The sequence below is a fragment of the Rhodanobacter sp. FW104-R8 genome (assembly GCF_001617365.1).
Taxonomy (GTDB): domain Bacteria; phylum Pseudomonadota; class Gammaproteobacteria; order Xanthomonadales; family Rhodanobacteraceae; genus Rhodanobacter.
In genome coordinates this window covers 30,211-52,928 of record NZ_LVJR01000027.1, presented here as the reverse complement: position 1 = coordinate 52,928, position 22,718 = coordinate 30,211, and the positions used below count along the sequence as shown (strand labels likewise).

The window sequence follows — 22,718 nt, the reverse complement described above, 5'->3', positions numbered from 1 at the left end:
CGATCAACGTCCGTACGGGCCTTCCAGCCCCTGGGCAAACATCAGGCGGAAGCCGCGCTTGAGCTGGGCGTCGCGGGCCTTCTCGAAGGCGGCGACCGCCTCGTCGCGCTCCAGGAACTGCTCGCGCTTCATGGTGGCGCGGCCGCCCTGGGTGCCGGCTTCGCGGTACAGCGTCCAGCCGCCGAGCAGGTCCTGCTCCAGCGTGATCTGGACGTAGCGGGGTGCCTCGGTACTGCCGGGCACGGTTTGCAGGTAGAGGCGCATGGGTTCCAGGAGTACAGCACGAACGGCGCGTAGCCGGACGACACAGTTTATAGGATTTGCGCGGGCACACCCTCGGCCGCGGATGCCGCAGGCCCGTAGGGCAGGCAATGCCTGCCGCTCTCGGTGGTAGCAAGGCAAGAGCCGGCGGACAGTGCCCGCCCTACGGCGTCATGGGCTATCCGGTGGTTTGCAGTGTGGCCAGCACGTCGGCCTCGTCCACGCCGGCAACGATCTCCGCGTGGCCGATGCCGCGCCACAGGATCAGCCGCAGCGTGCCGGCGGTGTTCTTCTTGTCCAGCCGCATCAGCGCCAGCAGTTGCTGCGCGTCCATGCCGGGCGGGATCGCCACCGGCAGGCCGAGGGTTTCCAGCAGACGCTGCAGGCGGATGGTGGCGGCCGGCACGCTCATGCCGAGCCGCTCGGACAGTCGCGCCGCCAGCAGCATGCCGATCGCCACGCCCTCGCCGTGCAGCAGGGTGGTGTAGTGGCCGGCGGTTTCCAGCGCATGGCCGAAAGTGTGGCCGAAGTTGAGCAGGGCGCGTTCACCCTGCTCGGTCTCGTCGCGGGCGACCACGCCGGCCTTGTAGGCGACCTTGCGCGCGATCGCCTCCTGCACGGTGGCGGGGTCGCGCGCGGCCAGCGCGGCGGCGTGCTGTTCCAGCCAGGCGAAGAACGGCTCGTCGCCGATCGCCGCGCCCTTGATCACCTCGGCCAGGCCGGCGCGGTATTCGCGCTCCGGCAAAGTGGCCAGGGTGTCGATGTCGGCGAGCACCGCGCGCGGCTGGTGGAACGCGCCGGCGAGGTTCTTGCCGACCGGCAGGTTGACCCCGGTCTTGCCGCCGACCGAGGAATCGACCATCGCCAGCAGGGTGGTCGGCATCTGGATGAAGTCGATGCCGCGCATCCAGCAGGCAGCGCTGAAGCCGGCCAGGTCGCCGACCACGCCGCCGCCCAGCGCGATCACGCAGGCGTCGCGGGTGGCGCCGAGTTCGCCCAGCGCTTCCAGCACGCGGCCCACGTTGGCGAAACTCTTGTGCGCCTCGCCGTCGTCGAGCAGGAAGCTGGCCCAGCGCAGGCCGTACAGCCCCGCCTCGATGTGCGGCAGGTACAGCGGCGCCACCGTGGTGTTGCTGACCACCAGCGCATGCCGGCCGCGCAGCATGGCGCGCCAGCGCGCATGCTCGGCGAGCAGGCCGGCGCCGATCCATACCGGATAGCTGCGCGGGCCGAGGGTGACGTCGACGGTCTGGAGGGCGGGAGGGTTCATGCGGTCTGCGGTGGCCTTGCCGGGAATGGGTGCCGCCAGTGCCGGTCGATCAGCTCGATGCAGCGCTCGCAGGCGGCGGCGACGCTGCCGTGCTCGCCGGGCACGGCGAGGTCGGCGAGCTCGCGGTAGAGCGGGTCGCGCGCCATCGCCATCGCCTGCAGCCGCCCGCGCCGGTCCGGCACTGCCAGCAGCGGGCGGTGGTGGTCGCGCTCCAGCCGCTCCAACTGCTGCTCGATGGTGGCCTGCAGCCATACCACGTAGCCCTGCTCGCGCAGCTGACGGCGGTTGTGGCTGGCCAGCACCGCGCCGGCGCCGGTAGCCAGCAGCACTCCGGGGCGCCGGCTGAATTCCTCCAGCAGCGCGCTTTCGCGCTGGCGGAAGCCGGCCTCGCCCTCGATCTCGAAGACGGTGTTTACATCCACGCCGCAATGCCGTTCGATTTCCTGGTCGAGGTCGACGAACGGCAGGCCATAATGCGCGGCAAGCCGTCGCCCGATCGAGGTCTTGCCGGCGCCGGTCGGACCGATGATGAACAGGTTGCGCGACGGATTCATGGGCAAATGCTAACAGGCAGGTGAACGGGACGTGGCGGTGAGCGAACGTACATTGCTGGCCGGGTGCGGCGATCTCGGCGAACGCGTGGCGCAGCGCCTGCTGGCGCAGGGCGACGAGGTATGGGCCTTGCGGCGGCGGCCGCCGGAGGCAGGCAAGCGCGGCATCCACTGGCTGCGCGGCGACCTCACCGCGCCGGAAACCCTGCGCGGCCTGCCGGAGGGGATCACCCGGCTGGCTTACCTGCCGGCGCCGGAGGCGCGCGACAGGGCGACCTATCGCGCGGTGTATGCCGACGGCCTGCGCCACCTGCTCGACGCGCTCGATGTCCGCAAGCTGGAGCGCGTGCTGCTGGTGTCCTCCAGCGCCGTGTACGGCGAGCACGACGGCGATTGGGTCGACGAGGACACTCCCGCCGACCCAACGGGCTTCAACGGCGCGGTGCTGCACGAGGCCGAGCAGTGGCTGGCCGGGCGGCCATTGCGCTCGATCGTGCTGCGGCTGGCCGGGCTGTACGGCCCGGGCCGGCTGCAGCTGATCGAGCGCCTGCGCGCGGGGCAGCTGCGGGTACCGCGCGAGACGCCGCACTGGGCCAACCGGATCCACGTCGACGATGCCGCCGCCGCGATCGTGCACCTGCTGGGATTGAAGTCGCCGCAGCCGCTGTACCTCGGCGTCGACGACACGCCGATGCCGCTCGACGAGTTGTACGATTTTCTCGCCGGACTGGTCGACGCGCCGCTGCCGGCGGAAGGTGCGGCCCCGGCCGGCATCGGCAGCAAGCGGCTCAGCAATGCGCGGCTGCGCGCCGGTGGCTGGGCGCCGCAATGGCCGGATGCGCGCGAAGGCTACGCCGCCCTGCTCGACAACTGAATCGTCCCCCACGGAGAACCGTCATGGCCCGCACCATTCCGCATCACCAAGTCAGCACCGGCAACGACATTCCCGGCTGTCGCATCGTGCGCTCGTTCGGCATCGTGCGCGGCATCACGGTGCGTTCGCGCAGCGTGGTCGGCAACCTCGGCGCAGCGCTGCAGACCATCGTCGGCGGCAACATCTCGATCTACACCGAGCTGTGCGAGAAGGCGCGCGAGGAGGCGTTCGAGCTGATGCTGCAGCATGCCGCCGTGATGGGCGCGAACGGCGTGGTGGCGATGCGCTACGACGCGAACGAGGTGGCCCAGGGCGTCACCGAGGTGCTCGCCTATGGCACGGCGGTGCAGGTGGAAGCGTCAACGTGAGGTGATTTTGCAGTGCGGCTTGTCCCGGGCGGCGGCCACGGACCAGACTCAGGCTTCAGGCGGGGGAGCGCAGCGTGCCGCACGCACGATTCCACGGGAGATTGACGCCATGTCGGTAGCCAAGGTCATCGAAATCAACGCCTCGTCCAGCAAGGGCATGGAGGATGCCGTGAAGCACGGTCTGAAGAAGGCCGGCGAGTCGGTGAAGAACATCAAGGGCGCCTGGATCAACGAGATCAAGGTGGTGACGAAGGACGACGGCACGGTCGCCGAGTGGCGCGTCAACATGAAGGTCAACTTCGTGGTCGATTGATCGGCCCATGCCGGGATCGGGGCCGGGGCAGCGCCACGCTTCCCCGACTCCCGGTTCAACCGTGGCTGAGCCCGGTCACGTGGCGTTCGTCGTCGTACTCCACCACGGTATCGGCCAGCGCCGGCAGGATGGCCAGCGCATGCCGGCTGAGCCGCTCGAAGTGCGCCAGGAAGCGTTCCAGCGCGGCCGCGTCCATCGCCAGCGGCGCATGCCGGGCCAGCAACTCCTGTTCCTGCTCGCCGCGCCAGCGGCGCACGATATCCCAGCCCGGCGCCTGCAGCACGATCAGCGCGTCGAACTTGCGCCACAGCGGCTGGTAGCCGCGCAACTGCTTGTTGACCCAGTGCCGCCAGCTGCCGTCGGGATCCTCGGCGCGCTCCAACTCGTTGATCGGCCGCGTCAGCGCGGATTGCAGCTGCGGGCGGATGCCCAGCGCCCAGCCCTCCACGATCACCAGCTTCGGCGGCCGCGTGCTGCGCGGCCAGCGCGACGGCGGGAAGCGGGTGTCGCGGCCCTTGTCGAAGCGCGGGTGCGACACCGGCAGCTTGTCCGAGGCCTGCGGCAGTGCGGCCAGCACCGACATCAGCAGCTCGATCTCGTGGGTGCCTGGCACGCCGCGGCTGCGCAGCAGCGGATGCACGTCGCGGGCCAGCGCCTCGCGGTCGCTGCGGGCGTAGTAGAAGTCGTCCAGCGAAAGCACTTCGGTGGGCCAGCCGCGGGCTTCGGCCGCAGCCTTCATCACCCGCGCCAGCGTGCTCTTGCCGCTGCCCTGCAGGCCGGACAGGCCGAGGATGTAGGGGCGGCGGGACCGGGCGATGCGCCCGGCGTACTGGTCGAGCAGGTGGCCGGCGAGGGCCTCGTTCTGCATGTCGGCGTGGGACGTCATCCGCAAGACACCATGGTTCCGGAAGGGGTGTCGGCCATCGGCAGACCGTGGCGACGGAGTATCCCGCAAACCGGGACGTCACGGCCGCCTTCACGCGTCATGATGGAAGATGGCAGCACCGTCCGTGCCTTCCTGGTACTGGATCGGTGGTGCATTGCACTATCATTGGGCGGATTCATCCGCACCATGATCGCGCGTGTCGGCCGCGATGCAAAAGGAAAGTTTCAGACGCCATGCTCAAATCCGAGATCCTCGACACCTTCCTCAAGCTGCTGGACGAGGCCAGGGCCAGCGGCGAGCGCGAACCGACGGCGATGAACCTGGCCACCGTGGACGGCTCCGGCCGGGTCGCCTCGCGCATCGTGCTGCTGAAGGGGGCCGATGAGCGTGGCTTCCGCTTCTACACCAATTACGAGAGCGACAAGGGCGGCCAGCTCGAGGCGCATCCGCAGGTGGCGTTGTGCTTCCACTGGAAGCAACTGCGCGAGGGCGTGCAGGTGCGTGCCGAGGGCGTGGCGCGCAAGCTTCAGGCGGAGGAGTCGGACGCCTATTTCGCCAGCCGCCCGCGCCCGAGCCAGATCGGCGCCTGGGCTTCGCTGCAGTCGCAGACGCTGCCGGACCGCATCGCCTTCGAGCAGCGCGTGGCGCGCTACGAGCAGCAGTTCGATGGCCTCGAGGTGACCCGGCCGCCGCACTGGGGCGGCTACGTGGTCGAGCCGGACATGGTCGAATTCTGGTACGGCGCCGAGTTCCGCCTGCACGAGCGCGTGCGCTGGGACCGCCACGGCCAGACCTGGACCAGCCGGTTGCTCTACCCATGACCAGGGCACTGCCCGCGGAGCATGTGGCGCAGGGTGGCTTCACCGTGCACACGCGCGGGCGCGGTTTCAGCGAGATCACCGTGCAGGTCGGCGACGCGGTGGCGGCCAGCCATGTGCAGACCGGCATCGCGCAGGTGTTCACCGCGCATACCAGTTGCTCGCTGCTGATCAGCGAGAATGCGGACCCTGCCGTGCGCGACGATCTCGAACGCTGGTTCGCCCGCACGGTGCCGGACGGCGACGCGATCTTCCAGCACGATGCGGAAGGCCCGGATGACATGCCGGCGCACGTCCGCTCGATCCTCACCGGGGTCAGCCTCACGGTGCCGGTGCATGGCGGCAAGCTGATGCTGGGCGCCTGGCAGGGCATCTATCTGTGGGAACACCGCATCGATCCGCACCAGCGCAAGGTGGTGGTGACCGTGCTGGGGAATTGAGCGCATGGATCACGTCGCAGCGGATTCCGGCTTGCCTGACCACTTCCCCCAGCGCATCGTCTGCCTCACCGAGGAGCCCACCGAGGTGCTGTATGCGCTGGGCGAGGAGCGCCGCATCGTCGGCATCTCCGGCTTCACCGTGCGGCCGCCGCGCGCGCGCAAGGAGAAGCCGAAGGTCTCCGCCTTCACCAGCGCGAAGATCGGCGAGATCCTGAAGCTGGAGCCGGACTTGGCGATCGGCTTCTCCGACATCCAGGCCGATATCGCCCGCGAGCTGGTCAAGGCCGGCGTCGAGGTGTGGATCAGCAACCACCGCAGCGTGGACGGCATTCTTGCCTACATCCGCCGGCTGGGCGCAATGGTCGGCGCGCATGTCAAGGCCGAGGCCTACGCGCAGCGCGCCGAGCGGCACATCGCCGACGTTCGCGCCGCCGCGGCGCAACTGCCGCGTCGACCGAAAGTGTACTTCGAGGAATGGGACGAACCCATCATCACCGGCATCCGCTGGGTGGCCGAACTGATCCAGCTCGCCGGTGGCAACGACTGCTTCCCCGAACTGGCCTGCGAACCGCTGGCGAAGCAGCGCATCCTGCCGAACGGCGACGAGGTGGTGCGCCGCGCGCCGGACATCATCCTCGGCTCGTGGTGCGGCAAGCGCTTCCGCCCGGAGAAGATGGCGGCCCGCCCCGGCTGGGGCGCGATCCCTGCCGTGCGCGACGGCGAGCTGCACGAGGTCAAGTCGCCGATCATCCTGCAGCCGGGGCCGGCGGCATTGTTTGACGGGTTGGACGAGATCCATCGGATCATCGCCAGGTGGGCGCTGCGCTGAATTTCCTGGGTCTTGCGGGAGCGGCTTTAGCTGCGACTGCTCTTTCGTTTGGTTGGTTCAGGGCGAAGAGTTTTCGTCTGCCTGCGGCAGCCGAGTTACTTCTCTTTTGCTTGTCCAAAAGAGAAGTAACCAAGAGAAAACGACCCTCCCGCTTGGCGCTTGCCGGGCTTCCCGCCCGGCAAGTCCGTGAGTCGGGGTCGGGCTTTTCGAACGGGCATCCTGCCCGTGCGAAAAGGAGTCGACCTCCCTGTCGACTCCCGCTACGCGGCCTGTCGACCCCGCCTCACCGCCGCACAGGGGCCCCGGGTAAAGTCGCGGGCCATCGTGGCCCGCACTCGGTGATAAAGCTCGGAAGCGAAGCAAGGCAGCAGCCTGAGCAACGCGTTGCTCTGCCGTTGCTCTACTTTTGATCCGGCTCTTCTGAATAGTGCGGGCCACGATGGCCCGCTGCTCTACCGGGTCCCCTGTGAAGCGGCGGGCGGGTGGAGGAAAAGCCCGCAGGGTGGCCGGCATGGATGCCGACCAGTTTGGCGTCAGGGCAGGATGCCCTGTCGACAAACCCCGTAGCCCGCACGCGAACTTTCCGGGCAGGATGCCCGGAAAGCGCGCAAGCGGGGTGGCCTTTCTCTTTGGTTACTTTCTCTTTGGCCACGCAAAGAGAAAGTGACTCGGCCTCCGAAGGAGGACGAAAGCCTTTGCTTCAAAAGTGCTCTCGCTTCAAGAATGAGTAAGTATCTGGTGCAAGAGAAAACTCAAGCGCCCACTGCCAGGCGAGTCCCCAGATCAATCAGCGGCGCCGCCACCAGCAGCCGCGCCAGCAGCAGCACGATCATCACCGCCATCGGCGCGAAGTCGATCTGGCCGACGATCAGCTTGCCGTGCAGCGGGCGCAGCAGCGGGGCGACGATGCGGTCGGCGAGCTGCAGCAGGGGATGGCGGCGGTCCACCGAGAACATGCTCAGCAGCGACCAGCCGAAGATCAGCACCAAGTAGAACAGCAGCACGAAGTCGAGCAGTTCGGCCAGTGACAGCACGATCAGGCCAAGCGGGTGCGGCATCGCGCCGAGCAGGGCGAACAGCAGCAGGCGCTTGACCAGCATCGCCAGCCACGCCAGCAGCAGGGCGGCCAGGTTGATCCGGCGCCAGTTCGGCAGCACGCGGCGGATGGGCGTCAGCACCGGGTTGGTGGTGCGGTAGACGAACTGGCTCAGCGGGTTGTGGAAGTCCGCGCGGCAGGCCTCGGCGGCCACGCGCAGCAGCAGCAGGGTGATGACGGCGTCGAATGCCAGGTCGACCAGCATGGATAGTGCATTCAGCAGATAGCTCACGGCAGCTTGTCCAGTTCGGCGGCGAGTTCCGTGCCGCGCCGCGTAGCGGCGGCGACGGCGCGGGCGACGACGTGCGGCAGGCCGTCGGCGGCGAAGCTTTCCAGCGCGGCCTGGGTGGTGCCGTTGGGCGAGGTGACGCGCCGGCGCAGCACGGCCGGATCTTCGCCACCCTCGACCAGCATGCGGCCGGCGCCGAGGCAGGTCTGCGCGGCGAGTGCGCGGGCAGTGTCGCGCGGGAGGCCTTGCGCCACCGCGGCCGCTTCCAGCGCCTCGACCAGGGCGAAGAAGTAGGCGGGCCCGGAACCGGACAGGGCGGTGACGGTATCCATCGACGCCTCGTCGTCGATCCAGCGGGTAATCCCGGCGGCATCGAGGATGTGCTGCGCCTGCGCCTTCTGCGCCGGGCTGACCCGGCTGTTCGCGCACAGGCCGGTGGCGCCGGCGCCGATCAGCGCGGGCGTGTTCGGCATGCAGCGAACGATCGGCAGGGTGGTTCCGAACCAGCGCTCCAGCTGGTCCAGCCGCACGCCGGCGGCGATCGAGATCAGCAGCGGCCGGTGGCGCTGCAGGATGTCGCGCAACTCGGCGTGGATTGCCGGCATCACCTGCGGCTTCACCGCCAGCAGGATGATCTCGGCGTCAGCCACGGCCAACCGGTTCTCGGCGTAGCAGGCGACGCCGAAGTCGCGGCCGAGCGCCTGGCGTGCTTCGGCCAGCGGTTCGGCCACGCTGAGGGTGGCCGGCGCCACGCCGTTTTTCAGCAGGCCGCCGATCAGGCTGCGCGCCATGTTGCCGCCGCCGATGAAGGCTAGTCGTGTCATGCGGGGTTCCTCGTCCGTCCAGGCCGCTTACCTTACCGGAGCCGGCGTCGCGATGAGAGTTTTTGCCGGCCGGCGCGCCTCGAGGGGCCGCCGGATGACGTTTTTTCGACCCGCTCCGCAAACCGGGTCGACAGTTTGCGTCACGGCACCCGTCAAGACTGGTCGCACGGCCGGTCGCGCGAGTAGTATCGACGCGGCTACAGGGGGATTCGGGCCGTTCGTCCAGGTGGTTCGGTGGCGCCTGCGCCATGCGCTGCGGCACACCACGCCCGCGAGAGTCATCGAAACCCCGGTGTGGTGCGCGAATTTACGCCATCCAGACGATCGGATTGAGGGAAACGACAGATGGACATTGCCGAACTGCTTGCCTTCTCGGTGAAGAACAAGGCCTCGGACTTGCACCTGTCCGCCGGCTTGCCGCCGATGATCCGCGTTGACGGCGACGTGCGCCGCATCAACATCCCCGCGCTCGAGCACAAGCAGGTGCACTCGCTGGTCTACGACATCATGTCGGACAAGCAGCGGCGCGACTACGAGGAGTTCCTTGAAACCGACTTCTCGTTCGAGATTCCCGGCCTGGCGCGCTTCCGCGTCAACGCGTTCACCCAGAACCGCGGCGCCGGCGCGGTGTTCCGCACCATTCCCTCCGAGGTGCTGACGCTGGAGGATCTCGGCGCGCCGCGCGTGTTCAAGGAACTGATCGAGCAACCGCAGGGCCTGATCCTGGTGACCGGGCCGACCGGCTCGGGTAAGTCGACCACGCTGGCGGCGATGGTCGACCACATCAACAAGAGCGAATACGGGCACATGCTCACGATCGAGGATCCGATCGAGTTCGTGCACACCTCGCAGAAGTGCCTGGTCAACCAGCGCGAGGTGCACCGCGACACGCACGGCTTCAACGAGGCGCTGCGCTCGGCGCTGCGCGAGGACCCGGACTTCATCCTGGTCGGCGAGTTGCGCGACCTGGAAACCATCCGCCTGGCGCTGACCGCCGCGGAAACCGGCCACCTGGTATTCGCCACCGTGCACACCAGTTCGGCGGCGAAGACCATCGACCGCATCATCGACGTGTTCCCCGCCGGCGAGAAGCCGATGGTGCGCTCGATGCTGTCCGAGTCGTTGCGCGCGGTGATCTCGCAGTCGCTGCTGAAGAAGGTGGGCGGCGGGCGCATCGCGGCGCACGAGATCATGGTCGGCATCCCGGCCATCCGCAACCTGATCCGCGAGGACAAGGTGGCGCAGATGTATTCGTCGATCCAGACCGGCCAGCAGTTCGGCATGCAGACGCTGGACCAGTGCCTGCAGGACCTGGTCAAGCGCGGCCTGGTGACCCGGCAGGAGGCTTCCAGCTACGCCAAGAACAAGGACGGTTTCAAGTGAAGCCGGGATTGGCGATAGGGGATTCGGGATTGGCAAGTGCCAAAGCCCGGGCTCCGGTCTCGGTTTTCCGGATCTTTGCAAATTCCAATGGATCGGGTCGGCAATGCGGGATGCCATTGGTGTTGACGAATCCCGGCTTTCAACAGACGAATGTCTGGTCATCCCGAATCTCGAATCCCTGAGGTACCGTCATGAGCGACTTCGATTTCACCTCATTCCTGAAACTGATGGTGCACAAGAAGGCCTCCGACCTGTTCATCACGGCCGGCGTGGCGCCATCAATGAAGGTGCAGGGCCGGATCGTGCCGATCACGCAGAGCCCGCTGAGCATCCAGCAGGCGCGCGACATGGTGCTCAACGTGATGACGCCGGGCCAGCGCGAGGAGTTCGAGAAGACCCACGAGTGCCAGTTCGCGATCTCCGCGCAGGGCGTGGGCCGCTTCCGCGTGTCGTGCTTCTACCAGCGCAACTGCGTGGGCATGGTGCTGCGCCGGATCGAGTCGAAGATCCCCACGATCGAGGAACTGACGCTGCCGCCGGTGATCAAGCAGCTGGCGATGACCAAGCGCGGCATCATCGTCTTCGTCGGCGCCACCGGCTCGGGCAAATCGACCTCGCTGGCGTCGATGATCGGCTACCGCAACCAGAACTCGACCGGCCACATCATCACGATCGAGGACCCGATCGAGTACGTGCACAAGCACGAGGGCTGCATCATCACCCAGCGCGAGGTCGGCATCGACACCGACAGCTGGGACAACGCGCTGAAGAACACCCTGCGCCAGGCGCCGGATGTGATCATGATCGGCGAAGTGCGCACGCGCGAGGGCATGGACCACGCGATCGCCTTCGCCGAAACCGGCCATCTGGTGCTGTGCACGCTGCATGCGAACAACGCGAACCAGGCGATGGACCGCATCCTGCACTTCTTCCCGGAAGATCGCCGCCAACAGCTGCTGATGGACCTGTCGCTGAACCTGAAGGGCATCGTGGCGCAGATGCTGATCCCCACCCCCGACGGCAAGGCGCGCCGGGTGGCGGTGGAGATCCTGCTGGGCACGCCGCTGGTGCAGGACTACATCCGCCAGGGCGAGATCCACAAGCTGAAGGAAGTGATGAAGGAATCCACCCTGCTCGGCATGAAGACCTTCGACCAGAGCCTGGTCGAGCTGTACCACGCCGGCGAGATCAGCTACGAGGACGCGCTGCGTTACGCCGACAGCTCCAACGAAGTGCGCTTGCGCATCAAGCTGGCGCAGGGGGGCGACGCCCATACCCTGTCACAGGGCCTGGACGGCGTGGAGCTGGAGGAAACCCGCGACTCGCAGAATTTCAGCAGCAATTTCCTGAACCGCTGAACGCCGCAACTGCGGCATCGCGAAAGGCGCCTGCGGGCGCCTTTTCGTTTTTGGCGCGACCGAATGGTGGTCGATGGAGGGGCGAGGCGTTGGAGTCCTTCGCGCCGGGGGAATATGGCTGCGCGTTTTGTTACGAAATTGTTGACACTTTCGTATTTTCTTGTTATCAAATTCCAGGGTCGAGAATCTGATCCCGGAGAGGATTTCCCGCGCCGGTCTAGCTACTTAGGGGGATGCGGCCGGCCGTTTCCCGGGCTTTGTCTGTGAGTTCGCCGTGCCCGGCGAGGGCCTCTTTTTGCCTGCGTTTCGTAAAAATTTTCGAGACACCTGTTGCCATTCGCAATTCTTCATGGGGAAAACGATGAACAAGTTTTCGAGTAACGCGCGGCCCCTGCTGCGCCTTTCCGCGCTGTCGGTGGCGCTGGGCATGTCCCTGACCGGCACCGCGCTGGCGCAGTCCAATATCACGGGCTCGATCTTCGGCCAGGTCGGTGCGAAGCAGGGCGATACGGTACTGATCCAGAACGCGGATACCGGCTTCGCCCGCTCGACCACGGTGGACGCCAGCGGCCGCTACCGCTTTTCGTCGCTGCCGGTCGGCAAGTACAAGGTCACGCTGCAGAACCACGGGACCACGGTCAGTAGTCGTGACAACGTCACCGTGGTGATCTCGGGCGGTTCGGAAGTATCGTTCGCTTCGCCGGAACAGACCACCGAGTTGGGCGTGGTTTCAGTCACGGCCTCCTCGTTGCCGGCCATTGACGTGTCGTCGGTGGATACCCGGACCGTGCTGACGGCGGATCAGCTGGGGAAGCTGCCGCTCTCGCAGAGCGTGTTGGCGGCGGCCTTGCTGGCGCCAGGCGTCATCCAGGGATCGAGCTACAACGCCCCGAGTTTCGGCGGGTCGGCGGCTTCCGAGAACGCCTACTACATCAATGGTTATGCGGTCACCAATCCGCTGACCTCGATCGGCCTCTCGACCCTGCCGTTCGATGCCATCGACCAGGAGCAGGTGCTGACTGGCGGCTACGGCGCCGAATTCGGCCGCTCCACCGGCGGCGTGATCAACATCGTGACCAAACGCGGCAGCAACGAATGGAAGGCCGGCGTCTACAGCACTTGGGCGCCGGAAACGCTGCGCTCCGATCCCCATAACATCTACTTCGCCAACACCGGCTTCTACGGCAACGCCAATCCCAGCCCGCTGGCCAAGGACCACACCGACGGCACGCTGTACCTGAACCGCAATCGCGCGCAGTTCTGGACCACCAAGGTGGGCGCCTACGTCAGCGGCCCGCTGATCCAGGACAGGCTGTTCTTCTACGCGAACGTGGAGCAGAGCCGGCAGGAAGGCAACAGCGTCCGCTACTACACCAACTCCACCGCGGCGAGCCTCCGGCAGGGCTGGAACGACTACGCCTACAAGAGTCCGCGCTGGACGGCGAAGATCGACTGGAACATCAACGACAGCAACATCGTCGAGTTGACCGGCATCTCCGACAAGACCCAGTACGAAGCGAAGTACTCGCCGTACAGCTACGCCACCGACACCCATACCAACACGCAGACCGCCGGCGTGTATACCAAGGATGGCGGCGAACTCTACATCGGCAAGTACACCAGCTACCTGACCGACGATCTGACCCTGTCGGCGCTCTACGGCACGCAGAAGATCGACCATGTCAGCTTGCCCTGGGGCTATGATCCGAGCTGCCCGCAAATTTCGGTGAACGCCCAGACCTCCGCTCCCGGTCTGGCCTACAACACCTGCCAGAACACCACCGCTACCATCCTGGTGCCCGGCGCCAACGACAAGACCCGCGGTGGCCGCCTGGACGTCGAGTACCGCATCGGTGACCACGACGTCCGCGTGGGCTTCGACAAGCAGATCGCCGATTCGCTGACCGGCGGCAGCATTGCCGGTGGTTACCGCTGGACCTACGGCTGGCAGAAGGACCCGGCCGCGGCGATCGACGCCGGCAACGGCGTGGGCTCGCCGAAGTTGGCGGGGGGCCTCGGCCCGCAGGGCTACTACGTCTATCGCTACTACAATACCCAGCTGGCCCGCGTGAAGACCGAGCAGGAGGCCCAGTACATCGAGGACCGCTGGCAGGTGAACGACCACCTGCTGCTGTCGCTCGGCCTGCGCAACGAGCAGTTCACCAACTACAACAACAGTGGCCAGCCCTATGCGCGCCAGCGTCATCAGCTGGCTCCGCGACTGGGCCTCTCGTGGGACGTGTTCGGCGACTCCAGCCTCAAGGTGTTCGCCAACGCCGGTCGCTACCACCTGGCCATGCCGAACAACGTGGCGGTGCGCGGTGCTTCCGGCTCGCTGATCACCAGCGAGTACTTCACCTATACCGGCGTCGACCCGCGGACCGGTGCGCCGACCGGCCTCAGCCCGATCAGCGTGGACCGGAGCAAGGGGGCGACCTGCGGCAACACCAACCTGGTCTCGACCAACCTCGAGTGCGGCCAGGCTCCGGACCCGCGCACGGTGGCGGCCAAGGGCCTGAAGTCGCACTTCCAGGACGAGTACATCCTGGGCGCGGAATACCAGGTCAGCCCGGCCTTCGTGACCGGCGCCAAGGTCACGGTGCGCAAGCTGCGCAGTGCCATCGACGACACCTGCACCCAGGCCCTTGGCGGCCGCTGCTTCCTGTTCAATCCCGGCCAGGCCAACACCTTCCTGCTGGAGCAGCCCGACGGCAGCTTCACCGAGGCGCACTACACCAACGCCCAGCTCGGCTTTCCCAAGCTGAAGCGCAAGTACGCCGCGCTGGATCTGTTCGTGGAGCATCCGTTTGCCGACAAGTGGTACGGCAAGATCGGCTACACCTTCTCGCACAACTACGGCAACACCGAAGGTCAGCTGCTCTCCGACCTGGACACCGGCGCCGGCGGCCAGTCGGACGTGTCGGTGACCCAGGACTGGGACAAGCCGCAGCTGATGGTGGGCTCCAACGGTTCGCTGCCGAACGACCGCAAGCACCAGATCCGCGCGTTCGGCTATTACCAGCCCACCAAGGAATGGCGCTTCGGCTCGACCCTGCAGGTGGCTTCCGGCCGCCCCAAGAGCTGCCTCAGCTTCTGGCCTGATCCGACCACCAAGGGCATCTACAACTCGTCGAGCTACCACTACTGCGGCCTGAATATCCCGGGTTCGCAGGTCGTGTACGCCCCGCGTGGCACCAGCGGGACCACGCCCTGGACCTACAAGCTGGACCTCAATGCGGCGTACACCCCGGGTTGGGCGGACAACAAGCTGACGCTGCAGGTCGATGTGTTCAACCTGCTGAACCGCCAGACGCCCCAGTACTACAACATGCGCTATGCGACCAATCGCAGCACGGTGAATCAGCTCTACGGACGGGTGCTGAACTACACCGATCCGCGCACGGTACGCTTCACCGTGCGTTACGACTTCTGACGACGCTTCACTTGCAAGGAATCGGCTCTGCTCCGCATGCCGGGGTGGAGCCTGTCTCCCGAGATTCGCCGCCGAACGTTTCGGCGGCGTTTTTTTTTTTTTGGTTCTACGCGGAAGTATGGGAATCGGACATAGACAAGGCGCCGTCAACGTGTCGACTTGGGGGAAGTCGGCTACCGAACAGCGTCAAAAAGAAGAAGGGCGCCAGTCGGGCGCCCTTATCTCGGTTCCTGTATCAATCAGAACGTCAGATTGAGACCGAGGCGCACCGCTCGGGGCGAACCCGGCATGATGTTGTTGTTGCTATGAGCCGTCGCGTAGTATTTCTTGTCCAGCAAGTTCTCGACGTTCAACTGCAATTTGAAGCTGCTGTTGATGGTGTAGAACAGCGCGGCATCCACCCGCGTGAAGCTGGGCAGGACGACGGCGTTGTCGGTCGACACGAACACCTTGTCCTGATAGACGGCTCCGAGGCCGACGCCCCACTGCGGGTTGAAATCAAGGCGGTTCCACAACGAAGCCGAGTTGCGCGGCACCTGGCCGAGCTCTTTGCCGTTGGTTGCGCCCGGGATCTGTACCTCACTGTTCTGATGGGCGTAGCCGGCCATGATCTGCCAGGAATCGGTGACCTGGCCGCTCAGGCCCAACTCGACGCCTTTGACCTGCTGGCCGTCGACGAGGATCTGCTGCGCTGGGTTGTTCGGGTCCACGATCGCGACGTTCGTGCGGTCGAGGCGATAGATCGCGGCGGTCGTCGACATGCGGCCGTTGACGTCCCACTTCGCGCCGATCTCGACGTTTTTGAAACGCTCCGGGTCGAGGTTGCGATTGGTGGCCGTCAGCGACGCCAGCTGCTCGCCAGCGCGCGGGACGTAGGCGATGGAGTAGCTCGTGTACAACGAAACGTTTTCTTGCGGCTTGAAGATCAAGCCCGCCCGCGGTGAGAGCAGGTTGTCGCTGCTGGACAGCTCGACGCCGTTGCGGTTGTTGTGCAGGGTGGCATCGAAGCGGTCGAAGCGTGCGCCCAGGACGGCCTTCCACTTCGGTGAGAACTCGATCTGGTCCTGGACGTAGGCGCCGGCCGTTTTGGCGACGCTGCGGTTGTCGGAGTCGCTGGCGACCTGCCGGAACACGACCGGGCCGGTGTAGATCGGGTTCTGGATCGTGACGAAATCGCCCCGCGCGTCCGGGCCCACCGCCGGGAAGAACGCCGTGTTGCGGAAATTGTCGGTTTCCTGGCGGTTGAGTTCGAGGCCAACGAGGAATTCGTGGCTGACTGAGCCGGTCCTGGCCGAGAAGGTCAGGTCGGTCTGGTTCTGGAAGTTCTTGCGGCCGGTCAGATTGTTGTAGCCACTGATCGCGACGCGGCCGTTGGCGGCCGTGTACGCGCCGGGGAATACGTTTTGGTAGAACTTCTCGTAGTCGGCGATGCGCGTGGTGTTGGTGAGCCTGGCGCCGTCGCTGAAGTCGTGCGTAATCACCGAGTTCAGCGCATTGATGCGCGCCCGCATCGGGCTGTCGGACGGCTTGCCGAAAAAGGTCGAGCTGGCGGTCGGCAGCGGACGGCCGAGCAGCGGCAGCTGGGACGGGATGCCGCGATCGGTCACGCGGTCGTCCTCGAAATGCTCGTAGCCGAACGCAAGCGTGGTGGCATCGCTGGCGCGGATCGTCAGGGTCGGGTTGATTGCCCAGCGCTCGACGTGCGCGAAGTCGCGGTAGCTGTCCGCGTTTTCGTACATGCCCGTGATCCGGAACGCCACGGATTCCCTGACCACGTGGTTGAAATCGCCGGTAACGCGGCGACCGTCCCACGAGCCCAGCGTGAGATTCAGGCTCCCGGCATCGGTCCAGTTGGCCTGCTTGGTGACGCGATTGATCAGTCCACCGGAACCGCCGCGGCCGAAGATCATGCCGCTCGGACCTTTGAGGACTTCGACCCGCTCGACGTTGTACAGATCCCGGTAGTACTGGACGTCGTCGCGCACGCCGTTGAGGAAGAAATCGGCAGTGGAGGTGTTGCCGCGCAGGATCGGCGCGTCACGGTGGCCTTCGCCCTGCGCCATCTGCACGCCGGGCACGTAGCGAACGACATCGCCCATGGTCTGCATCGACTGGTCGCGGATCAGGTCGCCGGTGATGACCGTGATCGACTGCGGCACGTCCAGCAATGGCGTGTCGGTCTTGGTGGCCGTCGAGCTGCGCTTTACCTCGTAGTGCTGGAGCTCGCCCTGGACTTTCACGGTACCAAGCGTTTTGACATCGCGACCTGCGTCCGCGGCAGCCGTATCGATCGCCATCGCGGGGGCCACGTACGCGGCAGCCAGGATCGGCAGACCGTACAGGGCGTTGCGGATGGCGCGAGCGACAGTACTCGTCGAGAGGTGCGAGAGGGAACTCATTGAAAGACTCCGGAAGGGATGGAAGGTGGGTTGAATCAAGGATGCGGACAAGAATGATTCGTATTAAGATGCGCGCCGTGATGTCGGATTTTTGTCGGATGGGCCGTTGGCGGGTCCCCGGCGCCCCGCGCGCGCTCTTGTTTGGCCCGATATTCCGGCCCGCTTCCCGGCCCTCGCCTTTGGATGCCCCATGCTCAGTCGGTTATTGGTCGTCGAAGACAACCACAGCCTGGTCTCGAACCTGTTCGCGTTCTTCGAGCAGCGCGGCTACACGCTCGACGCAGCGCCCGATGGCGTTGTCGGCCTGCAATTGGCGCAAACGGGTAACTACGACGCGATGGTCCTGGACTGGATGCTTCCGCGCCTGGAGGGCAAGGAAGTCGCCAGGCGGCTGCGTGCGTCGGGGTCGGACCTCCCGATCCTGATGCTCACCGTGCGCGACGAACTGCCCGACAAACTGGCCGGTTTTGGTGCTGGCGTGGACGACTATCTCACCAAGCCCTTTGCCTTCGACGAACTCGCTGCACGAGTGGAAGCTTTGATAGTGCGGTCGCAGGGCCGTGTTGCCTGCAAGACACTGCGAATCGGTGACCTGAGCTTCAATACATCAACGCAGGAGATAGATCGGAATGGAGCGGCACTTCAACTCAACGCCAGCTGCAAGAAGATACTGGCGTTGTTGATGACAGCCAGTCCCTTGGTCGTCGCCCGCAGCACCCTGGAGTCCGCGCTGTGGGGCGACAACCCGCCGGACACCGACTTGTTGCGCTCGCATGTCTATGACTTGCGAAAGGCCATCGACGGGCCCCACGAAAGCAAGCTGATCCAAACGGTGCCGAAAGTTGGCTACCGGATCATTGCTTCGGAGGCCATCGGTGGCCACTGAGACCAGCCTCAAGCAGCGGATGGTCAGCGGCATCGTCATCTACAGCCTGTTCCTGACCTTGGCGCTGTTGGCGCACGGTTACCTCGTCAATAAGCGGGCCGGGGCATTGGTCTGGGAATCCCTGCTCAATACGGAGATGGACCATTTCCTGGGGCGCCACTCGCTCGACCCCAACTACCGGTGGAACGACTCCGAGACCTTGACGCTCTACGGCACGCTGATGGGGCAGGAACCGCCCATCGAATTCCGTTCGCTCGATGTCGGGGTGCATGATGAGGTCGTCGTCGGCAGCAAGGAGTACGTCGTCCTGGTGCGTTCGGTCGGAGGAGACAATGCGATCCTCGCGCTGAACATATCGGGCATGAGGTCCAGCAAATCGGGGCTGAATGCGCTTGTCATCGGCTCAGCCGCGGCCATGGTCGCACTCTTGACCTTTGCCACAGCCATGGGTGTTGGACGACTGACAAAGCCATTGAGCGATCTGGCTCGCCGCATCGTCGACCTGCAGCCGGCGATATCCGGCCAGAGGCTGGTCATGGCCGAGGGCGAATCCGCCGAGATCGGTGTGGTGATGAGGGCATTCAATGGCTACCTCGGACGGATGGACCAGACCGTGGAACGCGAAAGAACGTTCTTGAACATGGCCAGCCATGAACTGCGTACGCCAGTAGCGGTAATCCGCAGTTCGACCGAACTTGCTCTCTCGCAGCATGACATCTCCGAAATGACACAGCGTTACCTGCAGCGCATCCGCCACACGGCCGAAGGCATGGACGAACTGCTGGCCCTGGTCCTGGTCCTGGCGAAGGACCCTGTGCGATTGCTGAAACATTCCGAAATGACGGACCTGGCTGCATTGGTTCCAGAGATAGTGAACGACCACCGCCCCCTGATGAGCGGCAAGGCTTTGGCGTTTGAAATAGGAACGTTGCCGAGCGCTTGGATCGAGGCACCGCCGCAGATCGTACGGGCAGCCATCGGAAACTTGGTTCGCAACGCGATCGAGAACAGCGATGCCGGCACGATTCGGGTCAGCCTGGAGCTGCCGGCCGAGGTCGTTATTTCCGACCCCGGGCACGGAATGACGGCGGAAGAAATCTCCCGCGTCTATTCACGGCATGCACGGGAGAGTGGACTGGGCCGCGATGGCATCGGTTTGGAACTCATAGGACGTTTATGTGAGCACCTGGGCTGGACGCTTGAACTGACTTCGGGCGGAGGCACCGGCACGACGGCATCGCTGGCCTTTGCGCACTAGGGATGCCCTGATCTATCCAGCGCAGGCGTCACCGGCCCGGTCTGTCCGCAGATTCGTGGTGCAAGGCAGGCGTCCGCCTGTCGAGGGCGCGCGCCGCGGAGATGCGGACAGACCGGGCCGGCCCCATAGCTTGAAACACAATGATGGGGTGATATCCAGAAGGCCCGCAGCCGGCAGCGCGCGGCTTGCCAAGGCGGCCAGCCCTGCCTGCGCCACGCACTGCCGGCTGCGAGCCTTCTGGATATCATGCCGCCTGCGCTGGATAGATCAGGGCATCCCTAGCTTTGGCTAACGCCTGCGGGCCTCGGCACCCTTCCTCGGTCCAGCGGGCTCAGGGGGATTGCCGAGGCGGAGAAGGGTCACGGCGGTGCAGGGACCGCGTTCGATGCCGGGCGCGATGCATGAAAAAAAACCGGGACGTTGCAATGTCCCGGCGTCCCGTCGATCGCTGGCTGGCGTCTACTTCAGTGCGGTCTGGCTGGTGATCACCATGCCGCTGCTGTCCACGTGCATCTCCGCGTCGATGCGGTCGACGCGTTCGGCCTGGAACTTCATCGCGGCGAACTGTGCCTTGGAGTGCTTCAGCTCCGCGGCGGCACTGGCGGCATCGTCGCTGTCGTCGACCGAGGGCTGGTCGTTCTTGCCCAGTGTCGCGGTGACGGCGGCCAGGTTGTCGATCTTTTCTTCCATCAGCTGCAGCCAGCTCAGGTACATCGCCCCGCTGATGTGCATGCGGCCGACCTGTCCGGCGTCGCCGGCCGGATCCTTCAGCGTGTCGCCGAGGTGTGCATCCTCGCCGGTGCCGACACCGAGAGCGAGCGCCTTGGCGCTCATGGCGATCCAGGCGGGCTGGCCCAGTATGCCGACCATGTCTTTCGGCAGCGGCAGCGGCTTGCCGTCGTGGCCCGGCTTCAGCTGGGCCAGTGCTGGCACCATCATCTGGCCCATCGCGAACAGGCCGTCGGGGTTGTTGGTGCCCAGCACGAGGCGCCCGCTGAACGTGGGCAGGCTGGAATCCTTGGCCGGCGGCACCAGCGAATCCAGCGCGACGCGCAGGCCGAGCATGTCGCCGAACGGCGGGATCGCCGCCTTCTGCATGACCGGGCCGAGCTTGGCGAAGCTGTCGTTGAGGTCGGTCAGCGAGGGGCAGCTGAACGGCTTGGCGGCCACCGCATCGGCCTGGGCCAGCCAGAACGTGCGCAGGCTGGCGACCGGCAGGGCGAGGCTCAGGTCGAACGGCGCCGTGCCGGCGCGGCCCAGGCCGGGCAGTTCCACCTTGAGGCCGGCGAACGCCTTGCTGATGTCGTCGGCCAGCGCCACGTCGAAGCGCACGTCCTGGTGCTTGGCGTCGAGCCGGGTGTAGCCGAAGCTCATCGCCGGAACGCGGGCGGCGATGCGCGCGGCGTCGGTGGTGCAACTGGGCGAGGTCTGCAGCTGCGTGGCGACCGGCTCGCCGGTCTTGGCCGCGATGGCTTCGGCATGGGCCTTCTGGATCGCGCCGATCAATGCATCCTTGCCGCTGATTGCCAGCGGCAGCGCGCGGGCCAGGTCCAGCTCGCCGACCAGCCACTTCTGATAGCCCTTGGCCTTGGCCAGCGCAGCCAGGCGGCCGTCGTCCTGCAGGTTTTTCTGCGGCCGGTCCAGGCCCAGCGCCTGGCGCAGCAGGGTCGCCGAGGCATCGGCGGGCAGCAAGGCGGCCACGGCCTGCTTGCCGACCGTGGCGAGGACCATTTCGGTGCCCGAGGCCGGGAACGCGTATTTGCGGTAGCCCTGCTGGCCCACCTTGGCGACGTCGAGCTTCCTGCCGTAGGCGGTTTCCAGCCGGCCGACGAAGCCGTCGAAGGCGGCCGGGTCGCTCAGCTCGAAGCGCAGCACCGGCGCCAGGCCCAGGCCGTACAGCGCGGAGTGGCCCTTGAGGTTCAGGCCGGCGCCCCGGGCGAAGCCCTCGACCGTCTTGCCGTCGAACTCGGCGCGCAGCGCGCGCAACAGCCGGGCGCCGTCGGGGTCCTTCACCGCCAGCCGGTCGGCGGTCGCCTCGAGCTGGGCCAGCTGGGATGGCAGCTGCGCGTCCGCCTGGGCGAGCAGCGCGGTGCGGGTGCCGTCGTCGAGCACCTCCAGATTGGCCACCACGTACGGCGTGTCCGCCGGCACGAAAGCCAGCGGCGCATCCTTGTCCTTGTGCCCGCAGGCGGCCAGCATGGCGCCGGCCAGACCCAGCGCGATGTATCGCGTCATCGATCGCATGTTGATCCCCAGAGAGGTGGTGGGTGCCGCACTCGCCATTATGCCCGCTTGCGTCGCGCGGAGGCGGCTCAGCGGGCCAGCACTTCGTTCAGCACCGCCATGCGCACGAACACGCCGTTGCCGACCTGTTCGAGGATGCGCGACTGCGCGCCGTCGGCCACTTCGGAGGCGATCTCGATGCCACGGTTGATCGGCCCCGGATGCATCACCAGGCAACCCGGGGCGGCCAGTGCCAGGCGCCGCCGGTCCAGTCCGTAATGGGCGAAATAGGCCGCCTCGTCCGGTAGTTCGATACTGGCCATGCGCTCCTTCTGCAGGCGCAGCATGATCACCGCGTCGGCGCCGTCGATGGCCTGGTCGAAGTCGTCGTAGCGGCGGCCGAGCGGCATGTCGTCCGCCGCCGGCATCAGTTCGGCCGGGCCGCACAGGCGGATCTCCTTCACGCCCAGCGCGGTGAAGGCGTGGATGTCCGAGCGGGCCACCCGCGAATGCTTGATGTCGCCGCAGATGACCACGGTGAGGTTGCCGAAGTCCGGCCGGTGCTGGCGGATCGTCAGCGCATCCAGCAGGCCCTGGGTGGGGTGTGCGCGGTTGCCGTCGCCGGCGTTGATCACCGAAACCCCGCTCATGGCGTGGCGCACCAGCTCTTCCGGAGTGCCCGAGTGCTTGTGGCGCACCACGATCGCGTCGAGGTGCATCGCCTCCAGCGTGTGCAGGGTGTCGAACAGCTCCTCGCCCTTGCTGGTGGAGGACAGCCCGATGTCGAAGTTGACCACGTCGGCGCCCAGTCGCCGCGCGGCCAGTTCGAACGAGGTGCGCGTGCGCGTGGACGGTTCGAAGAACAGGTTCAGCACGGTGCGTCCGGCCAGCACGTCGAGCTTGCGCGTGCCGTGCGCGCAGGCGTCGCGCAGGGACTCGGCGCGGTCGAGCAGGCGCTCGATCGTCTCGCGCGGCAGGTTTTCCAGGGTGGTCAGGTGGCGCAGGCGAGGGCTCATGGC

At 66.2% G+C, this 22,718-nt stretch carries 20 protein-coding genes; 11 read left to right on the top strand and 9 right to left on the bottom strand.

The window, feature by feature from the left end:
• Positions 1–3: 3 nt before the first annotated feature.
• The 3 genes from RHOFW104R8_RS08470 to RHOFW104R8_RS08460 form a co-directional block, all read right to left on the bottom strand.
• Entirely contained in the window at positions 4–264 is a 261-nt protein-coding gene (locus RHOFW104R8_RS08470; RefSeq protein WP_068093265.1) for a WGR domain-containing protein, read from the bottom strand.
• Between the two features lie 175 nt (positions 265–439).
• On the bottom strand, positions 440–1,531 hold the full coding sequence (gene aroB, locus RHOFW104R8_RS08465; protein ID WP_068093267.1) for a 3-dehydroquinate synthase: 1,092 nt from the start codon (positions 1,529–1,531) through the stop codon (positions 440–442).
• Complete coding sequence (locus RHOFW104R8_RS08460) at positions 1,528–2,085, bottom strand: shikimate kinase (RefSeq protein ID WP_068093270.1); 558 nt, start codon at positions 2,083–2,085, stop codon at positions 1,528–1,530. The genes aroB and RHOFW104R8_RS08460 overlap by 4 nt, the downstream gene beginning before the upstream one ends.
• Before the next feature lie 37 nt (positions 2,086–2,122).
• Here RHOFW104R8_RS08460 and RHOFW104R8_RS08455 point away from each other — a divergent pair, with 37 nt between their 5' ends.
• The 3 genes from RHOFW104R8_RS08455 (at position 2,123) to RHOFW104R8_RS08445 (ending at position 3,637) form a co-directional block, all read left to right on the top strand.
• On the top strand, positions 2,123–2,956 hold the full coding sequence (locus RHOFW104R8_RS08455) for an NAD-dependent epimerase/dehydratase family protein (protein WP_068093492.1): 834 nt from the start codon (positions 2,123–2,125) through the stop codon (positions 2,954–2,956).
• Positions 2,957–2,979: 23 nt separating this feature from the next.
• Positions 2,980–3,324: a YbjQ family protein gene (locus RHOFW104R8_RS08450; RefSeq protein ID WP_068093273.1), complete on the top strand. Its 345-nt coding sequence runs from the start codon at positions 2,980–2,982 to the stop codon at positions 3,322–3,324.
• 109 nt (positions 3,325–3,433) lie between these two features.
• Positions 3,434–3,637 (top strand): dodecin family protein, encoded by a 204-nt coding sequence (locus RHOFW104R8_RS08445; RefSeq protein WP_063089657.1) that lies wholly within the window; start codon positions 3,434–3,436, stop codon positions 3,635–3,637.
• 55 nt (positions 3,638–3,692) lie between these two features.
• On the opposite strand, the gene RHOFW104R8_RS08440 is transcribed toward RHOFW104R8_RS08445, so the two are convergent.
• Positions 3,693–4,523 carry a kinase gene (locus tag RHOFW104R8_RS08440; RefSeq protein ID WP_068093275.1) on the bottom strand — a complete coding sequence of 277 codons (831 nt, stop codon included), beginning with the start codon at positions 4,521–4,523 and terminating at the stop codon, positions 3,693–3,695.
• 233 nt (positions 4,524–4,756) lie between these two features.
• On the opposite strand from RHOFW104R8_RS08440, the gene pdxH reads away from it, so the two are divergent.
• Genes pdxH through RHOFW104R8_RS08425 form a run of 3 tightly spaced genes read left to right on the top strand, consistent with a single transcriptional unit; the run spans position 4,757 to position 6,610 of the window.
• A complete protein-coding gene (pdxH, locus tag RHOFW104R8_RS08435; RefSeq protein ID WP_068093277.1) occupies positions 4,757–5,344 on the top strand; it encodes a pyridoxamine 5'-phosphate oxidase in 588 nt (195 codons plus the stop codon).
• A complete protein-coding gene (locus RHOFW104R8_RS08430; protein WP_068093281.1) occupies positions 5,341–5,781 on the top strand; it encodes a secondary thiamine-phosphate synthase enzyme YjbQ in 441 nt (146 codons plus the stop codon). The genes pdxH and RHOFW104R8_RS08430 overlap by 4 nt, the downstream gene beginning before the upstream one ends.
• Before the next feature lie 4 nt (positions 5,782–5,785).
• Positions 5,786–6,610 carry a cobalamin-binding protein gene (locus tag RHOFW104R8_RS08425; protein WP_068093286.1) on the top strand — a complete coding sequence of 275 codons (825 nt, stop codon included), beginning with the start codon at positions 5,786–5,788 and terminating at the stop codon, positions 6,608–6,610.
• 752 nt (positions 6,611–7,362) lie between these two features.
• On the opposite strand, the gene RHOFW104R8_RS08420 is transcribed toward RHOFW104R8_RS08425, so the two are convergent.
• Both RHOFW104R8_RS08420 and proC read right to left on the bottom strand, forming a co-directional pair.
• Positions 7,363–7,938 carry a YggT family protein gene (locus RHOFW104R8_RS08420; protein ID WP_068093288.1) on the bottom strand — a complete coding sequence of 192 codons (576 nt, stop codon included), beginning with the start codon at positions 7,936–7,938 and terminating at the stop codon, positions 7,363–7,365.
• Positions 7,935–8,759 (bottom strand): pyrroline-5-carboxylate reductase, encoded by an 825-nt coding sequence (gene proC / locus RHOFW104R8_RS08415; protein ID WP_068093290.1) that lies wholly within the window; start codon positions 8,757–8,759, stop codon positions 7,935–7,937. The genes RHOFW104R8_RS08420 and proC overlap by 4 nt, the downstream gene beginning before the upstream one ends.
• Positions 8,760–9,104: 345 nt before the next feature.
• Between proC and RHOFW104R8_RS08410 the strand changes: the two genes are divergently transcribed.
• The 3 genes from RHOFW104R8_RS08410 (at position 9,105) to RHOFW104R8_RS08400 (ending at position 14,933) form a co-directional block, all read left to right on the top strand.
• A complete protein-coding gene (locus RHOFW104R8_RS08410; RefSeq protein ID WP_068093292.1) occupies positions 9,105–10,142 on the top strand; it encodes a type IV pilus twitching motility protein PilT in 1,038 nt (345 codons plus the stop codon).
• A 191-nt stretch (positions 10,143–10,333) separates the two neighbouring features.
• Positions 10,334–11,500: a PilT/PilU family type 4a pilus ATPase gene (locus tag RHOFW104R8_RS08405; RefSeq protein ID WP_068093294.1), complete on the top strand. Its 1,167-nt coding sequence runs from the start codon at positions 10,334–10,336 to the stop codon at positions 11,498–11,500.
• Positions 11,501–11,861: 361 nt separating this feature from the next.
• On the top strand, positions 11,862–14,933 hold the full coding sequence (locus RHOFW104R8_RS08400) for a TonB-dependent receptor (protein WP_068093302.1): 3,072 nt from the start codon (positions 11,862–11,864) through the stop codon (positions 14,931–14,933).
• 239 nt (positions 14,934–15,172) lie between these two features.
• Here RHOFW104R8_RS08400 and RHOFW104R8_RS08395 read toward each other — a convergent pair whose 3' ends face one another.
• On the bottom strand, positions 15,173–17,332 hold the full coding sequence (locus RHOFW104R8_RS08395) for a TonB-dependent siderophore receptor (RefSeq protein ID WP_068093304.1): 2,160 nt from the start codon (positions 17,330–17,332) through the stop codon (positions 15,173–15,175).
• A gap of 190 nt (positions 17,333–17,522) precedes the next feature.
• Here RHOFW104R8_RS08395 and RHOFW104R8_RS08390 point away from each other — a divergent pair, with 190 nt between their 5' ends.
• A complete protein-coding gene (locus tag RHOFW104R8_RS08390; protein WP_068093307.1) occupies positions 17,523–18,218 on the top strand; it encodes a response regulator transcription factor in 696 nt (231 codons plus the stop codon).
• Positions 18,208–19,476: a HAMP domain-containing sensor histidine kinase gene (locus RHOFW104R8_RS08385; RefSeq protein WP_153021681.1), complete on the top strand. Its 1,269-nt coding sequence runs from the start codon at positions 18,208–18,210 to the stop codon at positions 19,474–19,476. The genes RHOFW104R8_RS08390 and RHOFW104R8_RS08385 overlap by 11 nt, the downstream gene beginning before the upstream one ends.
• Positions 19,477–19,935: 459 nt before the next feature.
• Here the strand turns inward: RHOFW104R8_RS08385 and RHOFW104R8_RS08380 are convergent, their stop codons facing one another.
• Positions 19,936–21,720, bottom strand: a complete 1,785-nt coding sequence (locus RHOFW104R8_RS08380; protein ID WP_068093308.1) for a hypothetical protein — start codon at positions 21,718–21,720, stop codon at positions 19,936–19,938.
• Between the two features lie 68 nt (positions 21,721–21,788).
• On the bottom strand, positions 21,789–22,715 hold the full coding sequence (locus RHOFW104R8_RS08375; RefSeq protein WP_068093309.1) for an aspartate carbamoyltransferase catalytic subunit: 927 nt from the start codon (positions 22,713–22,715) through the stop codon (positions 21,789–21,791).
• Positions 22,716–22,718: the final 3 nt, after the last annotated feature.